The organism is Phocaeicola barnesiae DSM 18169 = JCM 13652 (genome assembly GCF_000374585.1).
Taxonomy (GTDB): Bacteria; Bacteroidota; Bacteroidia; order Bacteroidales; family Bacteroidaceae; genus Phocaeicola; species Phocaeicola barnesiae.
Map to the genome: position 1 here is coordinate 64,983 of NZ_KB894651.1, position 16,954 is coordinate 81,936.

11 protein-coding genes and 2 tRNA genes are annotated in these 16,954 nt (G+C 44.2%); 6 read left to right on the forward strand and 7 right to left on the reverse strand.

Annotated features, from left to right (window positions below):
* Positions 1-82 precede the first annotated feature (82 nt).
* From rsmA to C510_RS0110150, 3 genes are all read left to right on the forward strand, one after another.
* Entirely contained in the window at positions 83-892 is an 810-nt protein-coding gene (gene rsmA, locus C510_RS0110140) for a 16S rRNA (adenine(1518)-N(6)/adenine(1519)-N(6))-dimethyltransferase RsmA (RefSeq protein WP_022339615.1), read from the forward strand.
* 42 nt (positions 893-934) lie between these two features.
* The gene (mgtE, locus tag C510_RS0110145) at positions 935-2,275 is read left to right on the forward strand and encodes a magnesium transporter (protein WP_018711231.1); all 1,341 of its coding nucleotides are present in this window, start codon (positions 935-937) and stop codon (positions 2,273-2,275) included.
* Positions 2,276-2,565: 290 nt separating this feature from the next.
* Positions 2,566-4,368: a DUF349 domain-containing protein gene (locus tag C510_RS0110150; protein ID WP_018711232.1), complete on the forward strand. Its 1,803-nt coding sequence runs from the start codon at positions 2,566-2,568 to the stop codon at positions 4,366-4,368.
* A 192-nt stretch (positions 4,369-4,560) separates the two neighbouring features.
* On the opposite strand, the gene C510_RS0110155 is transcribed toward C510_RS0110150, so the two are convergent.
* The 7 genes from C510_RS0110155 to C510_RS0110190 all read right to left on the reverse strand — a co-directional run bounded on the left by C510_RS0110155 (position 4,561) and on the right by C510_RS0110190 (position 13,273).
* Positions 4,561-7,047 (reverse strand): glycoside hydrolase family 3 N-terminal domain-containing protein, encoded by a 2,487-nt coding sequence (locus C510_RS0110155; protein WP_018711233.1) that lies wholly within the window; start codon positions 7,045-7,047, stop codon positions 4,561-4,563.
* A gap of 98 nt (positions 7,048-7,145) precedes the next feature.
* Positions 7,146-9,473 carry a glycoside hydrolase family 3 C-terminal domain-containing protein gene (locus C510_RS0110160; protein ID WP_025892412.1) on the reverse strand — a complete coding sequence of 776 codons (2,328 nt, stop codon included), beginning with the start codon at positions 9,471-9,473 and terminating at the stop codon, positions 7,146-7,148.
* A 31-nt stretch (positions 9,474-9,504) separates the two neighbouring features.
* Positions 9,505-10,707: an esterase gene (locus C510_RS0110165; RefSeq protein ID WP_025892411.1), complete on the reverse strand. Its 1,203-nt coding sequence runs from the start codon at positions 10,705-10,707 to the stop codon at positions 9,505-9,507.
* Between the two features lie 26 nt (positions 10,708-10,733).
* Positions 10,734-11,612: an alpha/beta hydrolase gene (locus tag C510_RS0110170; protein ID WP_018711236.1), complete on the reverse strand. Its 879-nt coding sequence runs from the start codon at positions 11,610-11,612 to the stop codon at positions 10,734-10,736.
* A gap of 86 nt (positions 11,613-11,698) precedes the next feature.
* Complete coding sequence (locus C510_RS0110175; protein ID WP_018711237.1) at positions 11,699-12,529, reverse strand: MBL fold metallo-hydrolase; 831 nt, start codon at positions 12,527-12,529, stop codon at positions 11,699-11,701.
* Positions 12,530-13,084: 555 nt separating this feature from the next.
* Positions 13,085-13,155: transfer RNA gene (locus C510_RS0110185), tRNA-Gln, on the reverse strand.
* Between the two features lie 47 nt (positions 13,156-13,202).
* Positions 13,203-13,273 (reverse strand) — tRNA-Gln (locus tag C510_RS0110190).
* A gap of 269 nt (positions 13,274-13,542) precedes the next feature.
* Here C510_RS0110190 and rsfS point away from each other — a divergent pair.
* From rsfS to C510_RS0110205, 3 genes are all read left to right on the forward strand, one after another.
* Complete coding sequence (rsfS, locus tag C510_RS0110195) at positions 13,543-13,902, forward strand: ribosome silencing factor (protein ID WP_018711239.1); 360 nt, start codon at positions 13,543-13,545, stop codon at positions 13,900-13,902.
* A 23-nt stretch (positions 13,903-13,925) separates the two neighbouring features.
* Complete coding sequence (gene ftsH / locus C510_RS16445; protein WP_018711240.1) at positions 13,926-15,935, forward strand: ATP-dependent zinc metalloprotease FtsH; 2,010 nt, start codon at positions 13,926-13,928, stop codon at positions 15,933-15,935.
* Positions 15,936-16,039: 104 nt separating this feature from the next.
* The gene (locus C510_RS0110205) at positions 16,040-16,879 is read left to right on the forward strand and encodes a phosphatidate cytidylyltransferase (protein ID WP_018711241.1); all 840 of its coding nucleotides are present in this window, start codon (positions 16,040-16,042) and stop codon (positions 16,877-16,879) included.
* Positions 16,880-16,954: the final 75 nt, after the last annotated feature.

The following is a 16,954-nucleotide window of genomic DNA, read 5'->3' on the forward strand; positions in this document are numbered from 1 at the left end:
AAGATTAATGCTTAACTTTGCACGTTGCAAAGATAATTTTTTACCAACAAAAAGCATTCAATAACCCGAAAATATTTACTGGATGAAATTAGTCAGACCCAAAAAGTTTCTAGGACAGCACTTTCTAAAAGATTTGCAGGTAGCTCAAGACATCGCCGACACGGTAGATACATGTCCGGATATCCCTATTCTGGAAGTAGGGCCGGGAATGGGTGTACTTACCCAGTTCCTGATTCCGAAAGGTAGACCACTGAAAGTGGTGGAACTGGATTTCGAATCGGTCGCTTACCTGAAAGAAAATTTCGTTCAGTTGGGTGACAACATCATCGAACAGGATTTCCTGAAAATGGACCTGAACAGCCTGTTCGACGGAAAACCTTTCGTGCTGACAGGCAACTATCCGTATAACATTTCCAGCCAGATATTCTTCAAGATGCTGGAATACAAAGACCTCATCCCGTGCTGTACCGGTATGATACAAAAGGAAGTGGCCGAACGCATTGCCGCCAAACCCGGCAACAAGACCTACGGTATTCTAAGCGTATTGATACAAGCCTGGTATCGGGTAGAATACCTGTTCACCGTACACGAGCATGTATTCAATCCGCCTCCCAAAGTAAAAAGCGCGGTCATCCGCATGACACGGAATGAAACCCAGGACTTGGGATGCAACGAGAAGCTGTTCAAACAGATTGTGAAGACCACTTTCAACCAACGGCGGAAAACCCTACGGAATTCCATCTCCCCCATTCTGGACAAGAACAGCCCGCTAAGTGCCGACCCTCTATTCAACAAACGGCCGGAACAACTCTCGGTGGAAGACTTCATCGAGTTGACCAATCGGGTGGAAAAGGCTTTGGCCGATACCCCCTCTGAGGTAAAACGGGAATAACTACTATACTTTAAACAAACTCTTCTAATCTCATTTACCAGGATGAACAACGACGAATTAAAGCATGTTTCCGAACTGATAGAAAGCAAAGAATCGGAACAACTGAAAGAATACCTGAGCGGACTGCATCCTGCCGACATCGCTGAACTCTGCAACGAACTGGATGCAGAGGAAGCACGTTTCATCTACCTGCTGCTGGACAACGAAACCGCAGCCGATGTATTGATTGAAATGGACGAAGACGCCCGAAAGCGTTTTCTGGAAATCCTTCCTTCTGAAACCATCGCCAAGCGCTTCGTAGACTACATGGACTCGGACGATGCCGTCGACATCATCCGTGAAATGGACGAAGACAAACAGGAAGAAGTCCTTTCACACATCGAAGACATTGAACAGGCGGGCGATATCGTCGACCTGTTGAAATACGACGAGGATACTGCCGGTGGTCTGATGGGTACCGAAATGGTAGTAGTGAACGAGAACTGGAGTATGCCGGAATGCCTGCGTGAAATGCGGACACAGGCAGAAGACATGGACGAAATCTACTATGTCTATGTAGTAGACGACGATGAACGGCTGCGCGGCGTATTCCCGTTGAAGAAAATGATTTCAAGCCCGTCTGTATCGAAAGTGAAACACGTCATGAAGAAAGACCCTGTTTCTGTCCATGTAGATACCCCTATCGAAGAAGTCGTACAAATCATCGAAAAATACAACCTGGTAGCTGTACCTGTAATAGACAGCATCGGACGTCTGGTAGGACGTATCACTGTAGACGACGTCATGGACGAAGTTCGTGAACAGGCAGAACGTGACTATCAGTTGGCTTCCGGTTTGTCACAGGATGTAGAATCGGACGATAACGTCTTCCGTCAGACGACAGCCCGCCTGCCCTGGTTGCTCATCGGTATGTTAGGCGGTATCGGTAACTCCATGATTCTGGGAAATTTCGATTCCACTTTTGCCGCTCATCCCGAAATGGCTCTTTACATTCCGCTTATCGGTGGTACCGGAGGAAATGTGGGTACCCAATCCTCCGCATTGGTTGTGCAAGGTCTGGCCAACAGTTCCCTGAACGCCGAAAACACCCTGAAGCAAGTCATGAAGGAATCGGTTGTAGCCCTCATCAACGCTACCATCATCTCCATGCTGGTATATATCTACAACTTCATCCGTTTCGGAGCCAGTGCAACAGTCAGCTATTCCGTATCCATCAGCCTGTTTGCTGTCGTGATGTTCGCTTCTATCTTCGGTACCTTGGTTCCTATGACGCTGGAGAAACTGAAAATAGACCCGGCCATTGCTACCGGTCCGTTCATCTCCATTACGAACGACATTATCGGCATGTTGCTCTACATGGGAATCACCGTCATGCTTTCCTGATACACCATATTAATATATACAACTTGACCGCTGGAAACAGGAACCTGCTTTTCCAGCGGTTTCTGTTTCATGAATATCCGAAGTACCCATACGTCATACAGACACACAACTCCCCCTCTACGATGAAATACTTTCACAGAAAAGGGCTATTTGAATAGCATTTCGTAAAAAAAGGAAGGAAAAACAGGGATAAGACCAAAAATAACTTGCAAAAAAATATGAAAATCAGATTTAATTTGTTTATTTTGTAATGATACTTCAAGTAAGCATATACTTAAAATCTACTCACGATGGAATTAAATGATACTAACCGCCCGTTAACTGAAACTCCGGTGGAAAACACACCTTCCGTTTCGGTTCCCCCTATCGAAGAAACTGAGAATGTAACACTTCCCTCCAAACTAACAAAAGAAGAAGTCATACAGCGCCTGAAAGAAATAGACGAAGACGCCTGCAATGCAGATAAACAGGAAATCGATGCCTTAAAACAGAATTTCTATAAACTACATAAAGCCGAACAAGAAGCTGCCCGCAAAGCCTTCATCGAAGGAGGCGGGAAAGCCGAAGAATTCACCCCTACCCCAGACCCGCAAGAAGCCGAATTCAAGCAGGTTATGGGCTCTATCAAAGAAAAACGGAATACGCTGACAGCTGCACAGGAGCAGGAAAAAGAAGAGAATCTGGCTAAGAAACTGGCTATTCTGGACAAGATGAAGGAATTCACTGAAACCCCTGAAGACACAGGCAAACGTTACAACGAATTCAAGCAACTGCAACAGGAATGGAACGAAATCAAACAGGTTCCGGCAGCCAAAGTCAACGAACTATGGAAAAGCTATCAGCTTTATACCGAGAAATTCTACGACATGCTGAAACTGAACAACGAATTCCGCGAATATGACTTCAAGAAAAACCTGGAAGCCAAACTGCATCTGTGCGAAGCCGCCGAAAAACTGGCGACCGAACCCGATGTGGTATCAGCATTCCATCAACTGCAGAAACTGCACCAGGAATTCCGTAGCATCGGCCCGGTAGCCAAAGAACTGCGCGAAAACATCTGGGCACGCTTCAAGGCTGCATCTACTACGGTAAACCGCCGTCACCAGCAGCATTTCGAAGAATTGAAAGAAAAGGAACAGAATAACTTGGACCAGAAGACTGTTATCTGCGAAATCGTCGAATCAATGGAATATGATACATTCAAGACATTCGCAGATTGGGAAGACAAGACCCAGGAAATTCTGGCACTACAGGCTAAATGGAAAACTATCGGCTATGCCCCTCAGAAAATGAACGTGAAGATTTTCGAACGTTTCCGCGCTGCCTGTGACGAATTTTTCCGCCGCAAAGCCGCTTTCTTCAAATCCATCAAAGAGAGTATGGCCGAGAATCTGGAAAAGAAAAAAGCCTTGTGCGAGAAAGCCGAATCACTGAAAGACAGTACAGACTGGAAGGAAACAGCCGAAATCCTGACTAAGTTACAGAAAGAATGGAAAACCATCGGTCCGGTTGCCAAAAAGCACTCAGATGCCGTATGGAAACGCTTCATAGGAGCCTGCGATTATTTCTTCGAACAAAAGAACAAAGCCACTTCTTCTCAGCGAAGCATTGAATCGGAAAACCAAGCCAAGAAGGAAGCTGTCATCAGCCAGCTCAAGGCCCTGGATGAAGCCGGAACGACTGACGAAGCAACTGCGGACAAGACCCGTGCCCTCATGAAGGAATGGAACAGCATCGGTTTCGTACCTTTCAAGGAAAAAGACCGGCTGTACAAGGAATATCATGCCGTAGTAGACCGCCTGTTCGACAAGCTGCATCTTTCCGCAACTGAAAAGAAACTGAGCAACTTCAAGTCTGGACTGAACAAGGAAGGTAATTTGTATAGAGACCGCGAGAAACTGGTCCGTACTTACGAAGGGCTGAAAAACGATATCCAGACCTATGAAAACAACCTGGGTTTCCTTAATTCTTCATCGAAGAAAGGGAATTCGCTGGTATCAGAAATCAACCGGAAAATAGAACGGCTGAAAGCAGATATGGAGCTGGTACAGAAAAAGATAGCTGCCATCGATGAAGCCTTGAGCAAAGAATAAAAAAACATTGTTCTCATATCATGAAAGCCTGTACAAAAGGAAGTCAATTCCTTAGTACAGGCTTTTTTCATGGACAGAAAACGTCTCTACTCTAACAGAAGTATCCCCAAATAAGAAAGAGGAAATCTGCCTGATATCAGGTATGCAGATTTCCTCTTCACGCTTATCAGCTAAGTACTATTCTAAGAATAGTCATTTATTAGGAGTGTCCCACTTCTTTGTCTGTGAACATGCGACTCCAACCACTTGGTCACCAACCTGCATGCGGAAGTCTCCTTCTTCAAGTATCCACTTGCCATCGTACCCTACAAAAGCCAAATCTGAACCTTTAACTTTCAAGGTAACAGTCTTGGTCTCTCCAGGCTGTAATTCCACCTTATCAAATGCGCGCAAACGACGGTTGTCCGGAGTAAGCGAAGCTACCAAATCACTGCTGAAGAGCAGTACACTCTCTTTACCAACCCGATTGCCGGTATTCTTCACATCGACGGTGAAAGTAAGTACATCATCGGCTGTAAAGCTGGTCTTATCGACCTTCAAGTTACTGTAAGCAAAAGTCGTATAACTCAATCCATAGCCGAATGCCCACTGTACATTGACTACTGCATCGTAATTGTAGGCACCTTCCATCTGTTTACCTATATGCTCACAAGGCTTATAGTCATAAGTAATCAGTGAATTGATTTCTTTCGGATAAGTATAAGGCATCTTACCACTGAAATTGGAATCACCGGCTACCAGATTAGCCAAAGCATCTCCACCGTAGTTTCCCGGTAACATAACATTCACAACAGCCTTACTCAACGGTTCGATATCAGCAATGATACGCGGACGACCTTCGTTGAGCACAAGAATGATAGGCTTACCGGTTTTAGCCAGTGCCTTCACCAGATTACGCTGATTCTCAGAAAGCGTCAAATCAGTCAGGTTTCCCGGAGTTTCACAATAAGAATTTTCACCGATACAAGCCACGATGTAATCAGCCTGGGCAGCTGCTGCTACAGCTTTCTCAATTTCAGGAGCATTTTCATCCCACCAATTTCCTTTTTCATTGTAAGTCACTCCAGCCTCATAGATAATATTTTCAGCCCCAAACTTATTGGTAAAGGCTTCCAATATCGTATTATAAGGTTCTGAACAATCTTCAGCATTACTACCTTGCCAAGTGTATGACCAACCACCATTCAAGCTACGCATAGAATTGGCATTCGGACCTGTCAACAAAATCTTCTTACCTTTTGCCAGCGGAAGTATGCCATCTGTATTCTTTAACAGAACCAAGGATTCTTCGGCAGCTTTCAAAGCTGCTGCTGCGTGCTCAGCACTACCGAAAAGAGGAAAATCCTTCAGGTCATAATAAGGCTTCTCAAACAGGTTCAACCGATATTTCAGACGCAAGACACGGCGCACAGCATCGTCAATACGGCTCATCGGAACTTCTCCTTCTTCCACCAGCTCTTTCAATAATGTACAGAACTTCCAGTCGTAAGGATCCATAGACATATCGATACCGGCATTGATAGCAAGCTTAATGGCTTCCTTCTTGTCTTTAGCAATATGGTCACGGCTGTAAAGGTTATTGATGTCCGCCCAGTCTGTTACAATCATACCATCCCAATTCAGGTCATTCTTCAACCACTCCGTAAGCAGTTCATAATTTGCATGGAACGGCAACCCATTGTTCATGGCAGAATTCACCATTACAGACAAGGCACCGTTTTTCACCATTTCCAGGTAAGGTGCAAAATGCTTTTCACGCATGTCCTGTTCAGTAATGGAAGAAGGCGTACGGTCCTTTCCGGAAACAGGAACACCATATCCCATATAGTGCTTCATACAAGCGGCTACCGAATTATCGCCAATATGGTTCGGATCATTTCCCTGGTAACCAAGTACAGCTTCACGTCCCATTTCAGCGTTCAGATAACAATCTTCTCCGTAATTCTCCCACATACGTGGCCAACGTGGATCACGACCCAAATCGGTTACCGGAGCATAAGTCCAAGGAATACTTCCTGCCTTTGTCTCATAAGCAGAGATTTCGGCTCCTCTGCGTGTCAGTTCACGGTTGAAAGTAGCTCCCATATTGACACCCTGTGGAAAGAAAGTTCCCCCCAGCGTATAGGTCGTTCCATGAATCTGGTCAACGCCATAAATACAAGGAATCCCTATCTCCTCCATCGATTTTTCCTGAATACGCTTGATGATTTCCTGCCATTTCTGTACAGTCTGAGCCTTACCGTTCGGGACATTCAGGATAGAACCTACTTTGTATTTACCAATGACAGAGTCCAGCATAGCTTCGCTGAGTTGGAAACCTTTCTGACTTTCTATTCCCTGGATACGCATGTAGATTTTCATCATCACATCCTTATCAGGAATTCCACCTGAGAGATCGAATTCTTTTTCTATTCCATATTTCTTGAGAATCTTCTGCAGATCAGCAACTTTCAGATTCTCCATATTCAGGCCTTCAAACGGATTGGTACGCTGTTGCAAAACATCGATAGTCAGTTCACACATCTGCCCGATTTTCTCTTCGAGCGTCATCTTCTGTAACCATGCTTCTACCTGCTGTTCTATCTTTTCATCCCGAGGAATGGCCGGCGCTACCTGTTGAGCAGTAGCCGTAAACATACTTGTCGCCAAGGCCAGCGATAAAAAAACTTTCTTGTTCATGTTATTCTATTGATAAATATATAAGGTTATAAAAAGAAAGCCCCGGCAAAATCCAGTTCGGTATTCACCGGGTCTTTCCCAATTCTACAAATAGCCAGTTATCTCTTCAATTCCTGAATAGCTTCTTGAGGTTTCAAAATATCATTGACCTTCTGAGAAGAAGCAGCGACTTCAGCCTGAAGTGTAGCTTTGATATCGCGTGAGGAAGCACCGATAAGGAAGTTATATGTACCGGCATCTACAACCCAAGATGAAGAAGCTTCATTAAACCAAGCCAAATCAGCAGCATTTACCTTCAAGGTTACAGTTGCTTTTTCGTTCGGTTTCAGTTCGGCTGTTTTAGCAAAAGCCTTCAGTTCCTTTTCAGGCTTATTGCATTTGGCTGCATCCGGAGCCGCAACATAAAGCTGAACCACTTCTTTACCTGCTGTCTTACCTGTATTCTGTACATCTACCGTAACAGTATAAACACCGTTATCAGACTTCACTGCAGGATTGCTGTAGCTGAAAGAGGTATAAGACAAACCGTAACCGAAAGGATAAGATACTTCTTTATTGAAGCTGTCGAAATAACGATAGCCGACATAGATTCCTTCTTCATAGTTGGTATAATCTACATTCTTGACATTTCCTTTCTGTTGTTCCTTGTTTGTAATGTCAATGTTAGCTTTCAAGTTAATCGGGAAGTTAGCAGAAGAAGCGGCATCTTCGAATTTAACCGGGAAGGTCATTGTCAAACGTCCAGAAGGAGAAGCCTTACCGCTCAATACATCGGCTACGCTGTTACCACCTTCCTGACCAGCCTGCCAAGCACAAAGAATAGCATCCGGCAGAGATTTCCAAGAAGCAGTTTCTATTACACCACCGATATTCAGTACGACTACCACTTTCTTACCGGCTGCATGAAATGCATTGCATACAGACTTCAGCAAATCCATTTCTTCTTTATTCAAGTTGAAATCTGCACGTTGACGGTCAAGGAATTCACCCGATGTACGACCGATTGTCACCAATGCAACATCAGCCTTGGCTGCTAACTGACTTACTTCTGAAGCATCAAGTTTCATTTCAGTTGGACGAGACAATGGCATGAACCATTCTCTCTTGGCTTCCTGCAAGCGCTTGTTCTCTGCAGCGACATATTGTTCATAGGTATTCTTCAGATTTTCATCGACAGTATAACCGGCATTCTTCAAACCGTCAAGCAATGATACCGTATAAGCACGGTTCACGTTACCAGAACCTGTTCCTCCGGCAATGAAATCATACGAAGTGCAACCGAACAAAGCCACATTCTTGACTGTAGAAGCCAAAGGCAATGTTTCCTTATCATTTTTCAACAATACCATACCTTCTGTAGCAGACTGGCGAGTTACAGCTGCATGAGCCTTCAAGTCCGGTTTATTGGAATAGTTATACCCTTTGAAACGCGGGGTCTGTACAATCATCTCCAAGATGCGTTTTACATTCCGGTCGAGCACTGCCATATCCAGTTTCCCATTGTTCACACCTTCTATAATAGCCTCATACTGCTTATCGGTACCCGGCTGCAACATATCATTACCTGCTTTCATCTGAGCAATAGCATCCTTACCACCGAACCAGTCTGTCATGACCATACCTTTGAATCCCCATTCATCGCGCAACAAAGTAGTCTGCAATTCCGGATTTTCTGAAGTATAGGTTCCATTCAAGTAATTATAAGAAGACATCACAGTCCAAGGAGAAGATTCCTTTACTGCAATTTCGAAACCTTTCAGATAAATTTCACGTAACGCACGTGGAGAGACACGGGCATCATTTCCTGTACGGTTCGTTTCCTGGTTGTTTGCTGCATAATGCTTGATAGATGTACCTACTCCATTACTCTGTACACCCCGTACATACGCAGCGGCGATCTTACCTGCAACAACAGGGTCTTCAGAATAATACTCAAAGTTACGTCCACAAAGCGGATTACGGTGAATATTCAAAGCCGGAGCCAACAAGACATCTGCACCATACTCCAACACTTCGTTACCAATAGCCTGACCTACCTGCTCTACCAACTCCTGGTTCCAAGTAGATGCCAACAGTGTACCGATAGGGAAATGTGTACAATAATAGGTAGCTGAATCTCCTTCACGAATCGGATCGATACGTAATCCGGCAGGACCATCTGCCAAAACGACTGCAGGAATTCCCAGACGTTCAATCGGATAAGTTGTTCCTGCAGCACCAGGCACCAATGTTTTCGTAGTACCTATCACAGCACTGTCTCCCGAAAAGCCTTTCATACCTGTACCTACTACCAGGTGAGCCTTTTCTTCCAAAGTCATGGCTCCAATCACCTCATCGATGGAATTTTTCCCCAATTGCGGTGTACTCGAACCGCAAGCACATAATGTAGCAGCAACTACTGCCATTGAAAAAAGTTGTTTTTTCATATTATTAAATTTACAAAATATCGATTTCTAACTATTTAAATAATTTGGGAGCAAACTCTGTCAGATAGATACGCCAGTTACGCCAGATATGGCCGCCGTCACTTTCATAATATTCATACTTATATCCGTTCTCATCCAACATCTTACGATAGTCAGTTACACTTTTGAATACGAAATCCGTATTACCGCAAGCGATATAATATAACAAAGGTGTTTTAGAGAACTGAACCTTCAGTTTAGCATCGAAATCGGCATATACCGGACTGGTTGATTTCTCATTCTTCGAAGTAGCACCTGAAAACAAACCTACATATCCGAACATATCCGGATAATAACGGGATATGTTAGCAGAATGGAAACTTCCCATTGAAAGTCCGGCAATCGCACGGTTAGCACGGCCTTTCTTTGTACGGAAGTTCTTTTCCACAAACTTCACGACATCAGGGAAAGCCAGTTCAAAAGCACCTTCCACCGTATTTTTAGCCTCATCAGGACGCATAGAAGGTACGGTATATCCCTTTGAAGACTCGCCTGGAGCAGCTTCCTGCCAAGCATTTCCATTGGTCATTACTACAATCATCGGCTCAGCTTTGCCTTCTGCAATCAGGTTGTCCAGTATCTGTGAAGTACGTCCCAGATTTATCCAGGCCTCCTCATCGCCTCCTGCTCCATGAAGCAGATAAAACACCGGATAACGTTTTCCGCTCGTTTCATAACCTGCAGGAGTATATACTGTAATCCGTCTGTCCATCCCTAATGTAGGACTATTATACCACATACGGCTTACTGTTCCATGAGGTACATCGTTCACTTTATACAAGTCAGCGCGTCCGCCACCAATAATAAAAACATTAGTGACTGTGGCCACATCGCGAATCATATACACATTACTCGGGTCCATGATCTTCAGCCCGTCTACAATGAAAGAATAGCTATAAAGTTCCGGTTTCAGCGGAGCAGTGGTTGTAAATTCCCAAACACCATCTTTACCTTCCTTCAGATCAGCTATTCCCGGTGCTTCCCATACTCCTCTAGGTGTCTCTATCGGACGTGCGGGAAGAAAATCTCCGGTAACCTGTACACTGACCGCTTTAGGTGCCTTCAGACGGAAAGTTACTGTATTATCATCATGAATATCTGGAGAAACTACTGGAGCTGTTCCCCACAAGGCCTGTTGTGCCCATGTTGCAGCACTCATCAAAAGGACTGCAGCTACCACAAATAATCGTTTCATCTGCATACATTTATAGTTTTAAATGATTATTTTCCAAAACAACGACTGACAAAAGGTAAACAGGTATAGAGTGCCGAATGCCAATATTCATTGACATGTCCTCCATCGCGTACCCTGAACTGAAGAGGTATCTGTGCCTGACGCATCGCCTGGAAAAATTCGATATTACGGTCAAGCAAAAAATCATCGTCTCCACAATCTACAAACCATTGTACCGAACGAATCTTCTCTTTCGTTGCGTCATCGGCATTAAGTACATATTTGATACAACTATGCTCCTGCACTGATTTCGTAAGGATAGCCATCTTATCATCAGGACTCTGAGAAGGCATAGCTCCTACCTCCGGAATATCCATCAAAGCACTGATAGCATAAGCAGCACAATACATATCAGGATGACGCTGTGCATAACTAGCTGTTCCACCGCCTCCCATTGACAATCCGGCTATGGCACGATGCTCTTTGTCTGCTTTTACACGGTAAGTCTTTTCGATGTAGGGGAGAAATTCCTGATAAAAGAAATCCTCATAAGCCCATCCCGGCATATTGAAATAACCGTTCCAATCACCTTTATAAGGATTTCCACCCGCATTAGGACTGACGATTATCATTTCGCAAGCCTCACCGGAAGCCATCAGCAAGTCGGCAACCTCTCCCGCACGCTGGTCAGTGAACCAACTGGTATTCACCCCCATCACCCCATGCAACAAATAAAGAATCGGATAACTGCGTGTCTTATCTACTTCATAACTCTTCGGCAGATAAATGGTATAAGCCCTCTCTGCTTTCAATATCTTACTATAGATAGTATCAGTCACTACCTTACTTTGCGGTCCCCAAGGAGCTTGGGCATGTATCGATAAAGCCATACCCACAACAAGAAGGAAAAATAAAATTCGTTTCATAACTCTATTATTTTTCATAATATAAATATACATTTCCCAATACCGTCACTGCTTTATTATCAATTTCCGGCAGTAAGTGATATCGTTCACTTTTCTTTATCTGTCACATTGGTGAGGTCATACACTATTTTGCAATATCCATCAGAAATACTACGAGTCGTAGATGGCTGAGGTATGGATGGATTAGTATAAGGTTTAGCTCCATCCTGATTACCATCAGCCAACCTCCGGGACAGTTTCATCATAGTCTGGATGTAACTCAAAGGCAAATAATTCTTCAAATAAGGATAATGTCCACACCATATTTTACTGATACCTTCCTCCAGCATCAACTTTTCCATGCGACAACAAGAACGATAAAATGTTTCAATAGGCAACATCGGTCTACATTGCAGCCAAACTTCACCTGAGCCAAAAGCGTCACCCGAATAACAATCTCCCCGTTTCCGGTCAAGAAGTACCACAGACCCTGGAGTATGCCCAGGCATTAACTTCACTTCCAACTGACGTTCTCCCAAATCAAAGATTTGTCCGTCCTGCAAATAACGAACTTTTCCTTTATAATCTTTGGTACGTTCCTGAATCAATACACTATCATTCCGATGCATCCAGACCTCATCAAAATAACCGATACAACCAGCATGATCAGGATGAGCATGAGTAATAACGACATCATAAGGTTTATCAGTAATACTTTCCACTATCTTATCCAAACCAGCACATCGAGTTCCTGCGTCAATCAACATCGCTCTTTCTGTGCCTTCCAACAAATACATAGTGGTATAATCCCAAGTCTCGAAGACCCATGTCTTCTCTGACAATTCAGATACAGTCACCTCATCATTCTTAAATACAACCTGTGCCCACCCTTCCATCAAAGAGAGCAATGCCAATATGACCAATACAGACTTTTTCATGACTTATCTTCTTTTTGAAATACAAACATAATCCACCATAAGCTATCCGATGGCTCATTCAGAATCATCATTCGAAATCTAATTTTAACCGGCCCATCGGAACCTTCAAAAATCATCTTCCAAAGACAGCTTATTTCCGCATACAATATTAATCCAATTAATCGTCAAAGAGTGTCCGGTTTATTCAAAAGGATAGCATCGATGTTCAAAAGGACTTATCCGGTTGTTCAAAAAATAGCATGCTTGTTCAAAAAATGCCCAAAAACATAAATACTAACGATTTCCGAGAATAAAAGGTAGATGATGACAGAACCAATCGATCTGTTTTACGAGCACCATCCGGACTTTTCAGCCCCTACCGGAACATAAGCTTAACAGATTACCCATGGAAACATGGGTGGAAATAAAATAGAAAGAAAAAAAATAGAAACTCAGGAAAAAGACTTTTAACCTAATCCCCCCAATTCTCAAACTGAGCCCAATTAATGTAAAAACGAATATCAATAGGAAATATAAAATAAAAAAAGCAACCCTGTTCAGGATTGCTTTTTCAAGTTGGGCTACCTGGATTCGAACCAAGAAAAACAGGACCAGAATCTGTTGTGTTACCATTACACCATAGCCCAAGCAAATTTCGATATCCTCTCCGTGAGGACCTCTACTTGTGAATGTGTTGGGCTACCTGGATTCGAACCAAGAAAAACAGGACCAGAATCTGTTGTGTTACCATTACACCATAGCCCAAAGTCACATGAACGCTGTCATTTTTCGTTTGACGCTGCAAAGGTACAACTTTTTTTTTATACGCAAACATTTTCGGCGTTTTTTTTCGAAGAAATGTTGTTTTTAACGGAAAAAGCGCCCGATATCACTGGATTTTCAGTTCATTGCATCCAAAAAAATACAAAAACAATGAGAAATAGCAGACTTTCTTTCGTGATATTAGGAAAACCAAGTATATTTGTCAGACGTTATATAAATAGAATTCAAATATTAAAGAAATACAAAGTAGAATGAGCGATACAAAAAAATTGATTGAGAAAATAACCGAAGGTATCCAAGAAAAGAAAGGTAAGAATATTGTTATCGCCGATTTGACCGGCATCGAAGAAACCATCTGCAAATATTTTATCATCTGCCAGGGAAACTCTCCCAGCCAAGTGATTGCCATCGTAGATTCAGTGAAAGAATATGTCCGCAAACATGCCGGTGAAAAAGTATATGGCATTGACGGATTAAGAAATGCACAATGGGTAGCAATGGATTACGGGGATATTCTGGTACATGTATTCCTCCCGGAAGTAAGAGAATTCTATAATCTGGAGCATTTGTGGGCTGACGCACAATTGACCCGCATTCCCGATTTGGATTGACAACATTGATATAAAAAACGACTATGAGTGACAACAACAATAAACCTAAAATGAACGTACCACGTTTCAGTCTGACGTGGTTATACGTAGTCATTGCCATTGTTTTTGCCTACCTTTGGCTTTCCAGTGATGAAGGAAGCGCCTCGAAAGAAGTGACTTATACCGAATTCAAGGAGATGGTAAGCAAAGGATATGCCAGCAAAATCATAGCATACGACAACAATACGGTCGAGATGTTCATCAAACCGGAGAACATCGTCGATGTATTCAAGAAAGATGCCAGCAAAGTAGGGCGAAGTCCGTCTATACATGTACAGGTAGGTTCCATGGAATCATTGGATAAATTCCTGGACGAACAACAGAGCAGTGGAAACTTTACCGGTTCCATCAGTTACGAAAAAAAGAGTGATTACTTCGGACTCATTTTCTGGAATGTAGTACCTATCGTATTCCTTATCGGTCTCTGGTTTTTCCTTATGCGCCGCATGAGTGGCGGTGGCGGTCCAGGTGGAGGCGGAAATGTCTTCAGCGTAGGAAAAAGCAAGGCGCAGTTATTTGAAAAAGGAGCAAACCGAATCACTTTCAAAGACGTAGCAGGACAAGAAGCCGCCAAGCAGGAAGTACAGGAAATCGTAGATTTCTTGAAACAACCACAGAAATATACCGAATTGGGAGGTAAAATACCCAAAGGAGCACTGCTGGTAGGCCCTCCGGGAACCGGTAAGACTCTTTTAGCCAAAGCGGTAGCCGGTGAAGCCGATGTCCCGTTCTTCTCGATTTCGGGTTCAGATTTCGTCGAAATGTTTGTCGGGGTAGGTGCTTCCCGTGTACGCGACCTGTTCCGCCAGGCCAAAGAGAAATCACCTTGTATTATCTTCATCGATGAAATTGATGCCGTAGGCCGTGCCCGTGGAAAGAATCCGAACATGGGTGGAAACGATGAACGCGAAAATACCTTGAACCAGTTGCTGACAGAAATGGACGGTTTCGGTTCAAACAGCGGTATCATCATCCTGGCTGCAACCAACCGTGTAGATATTCTGGATAAGGCCTTGCTGCGTGCCGGACGTTTCGACCGACAGATTTATGTAGACCTACCGGATTTGAATGAACGGAAGGAAGTATTCGGTGTCCATCTGAAACCGCTGAAATTAGACCCAAGTGTTGACGTCGACCTGCTGGCCCGCCAGACTCCAGGATTCAGTGGAGCAGACATCGCCAACGTATGTAACGAAGCCGCCCTGATTGCGGCCCGCCATAAAAAGAATGCAGTAGATAAAGACGACTTCCTGGCTGCCATCGACCGTATTGTCGGTGGTCTGGAGAAGAAGACCAAAGTCATGACCGTAGCCGAGAAGAAAGCCATTGCGTTACACGAAGCCGGACATGCCACCATCTCCTGGTTCCTGGAACATGCCAATCCACTGATTAAAGTAACCATCGTACCACGAGGAAGAGCTTTAGGTGCCGCATGGTACCTGCCGGAAGAGCGTCAGATAACAACCAAGGAACAGATGCTGGACGAAATGTGTGCCACCTTGGGAGGACGTGCTGCCGAAGAAGTCTTTATCGGACACATCTCTACCGGTGCCATGAACGATCTGGAGAAAGTCACCAAGCAAGCATACGGCATGATAGCCTATGCCGGTATGAGTGACAAGATGCCGAACTTGTGTTATTACAACAACGATGACTATAGCTTCAGCAAACCTTACAGCGAACATACGGCTGAATTGATTGACCGAGAGGTCCAAAACATGATCAACGAGCAATATGCCCGTGCCAAGGCCCTGTTGGAAAAGCACAAGGAAGGCCATAATCAATTGGCTCAGTTGCTGATTGAAAGAGAAGTCATCTTTGCAGAAGATGTAGAAAAGATCTTCGGTAAACGTCCATGGACTTCCCGCTCGGAAGAAATCATGGCAATCGAAGCTCCGGAAGAGAAACCGGCTCCAGACGCCCCGGCCGAAGGGACAGAGAATGAACAGCCTGCTCTTCCAGCAGAATCTGCGTCGAATACTACGGAGGCTTAAAACCCTGCATCATAGTCTGTCATATCCTACCACCCTATCAGGTTCAGGATATGACAGACTTATAGTTTTTTGATACTGAGTATAACCTATAAACAGTCCATATCGTGAAAAATAACCTTATCCAGCGAAGCATTACCGGAATCATCTTTGTAGCATGCCTTGTAGGCTGCATCCTGACCGGTCCTATTCCGTTCACCATCCTGTTCGCTCTTATCACAGCGATGAGCATCTATGAATTCGGAACCATTGTAAACCGTACCGGTCATGTACAGATGAACCGGAATATTTCAGCACTGGCAGGTGTTTTCCTTTTCCTGTGTTTCGGCTACATCGGTGTAGCGCCGGGCAGCAATGAAATCTTTATCCCTTATCTGTTGCTAATCATTTACCTGCTAATCAGCGAGCTGTACAAAAAGCAACCGAATCCGGTCAACAACTGGGCCTACAGCATGATGAGCCAGATATACATCGCACTCTCCTTTTCTTTGCTGAACGTTCTAGCCTATCACAGCGATGCGACAACCAGTGTATCGCAATACAACCCGATTCTTCCGCTCTCCATCTTCATTTTCAATTGGGTAAATGATACGGGAGCTTACTGTACGGGAATGCTGTTCGGCAAGCACAGATTATTCGAACGTATCTCACCAAAGAAATCATGGGAAGGTTCAATCGGCGGAGCAGTATTCAGTATGATAGCAGCTTACGTACTCTCACTCTACTTCCCGTTCCTAAGTACCATGCAATGGCTGGGATTGGGACTGGTAGTAGTAGTATTCGGGACCTGGGGCGACCTGACCGAATCCCTCTTGAAGCGCACTTTGGGAATCAAAGATTCCGGTAACATCTTACCCGGACACGGAGGGATGCTCGACCGGTTCGACAGCAGCATTCTGGCTATTCCGGCAGCAGTCTGCTACCTGTATTTCATCAGCCTAATCTAAGCCCCCGCTACGAGGCACCATCAACAAACAACAATCCCCTTTGCCTGACTAGACAAGCAAAGGGGATTGTTGTTT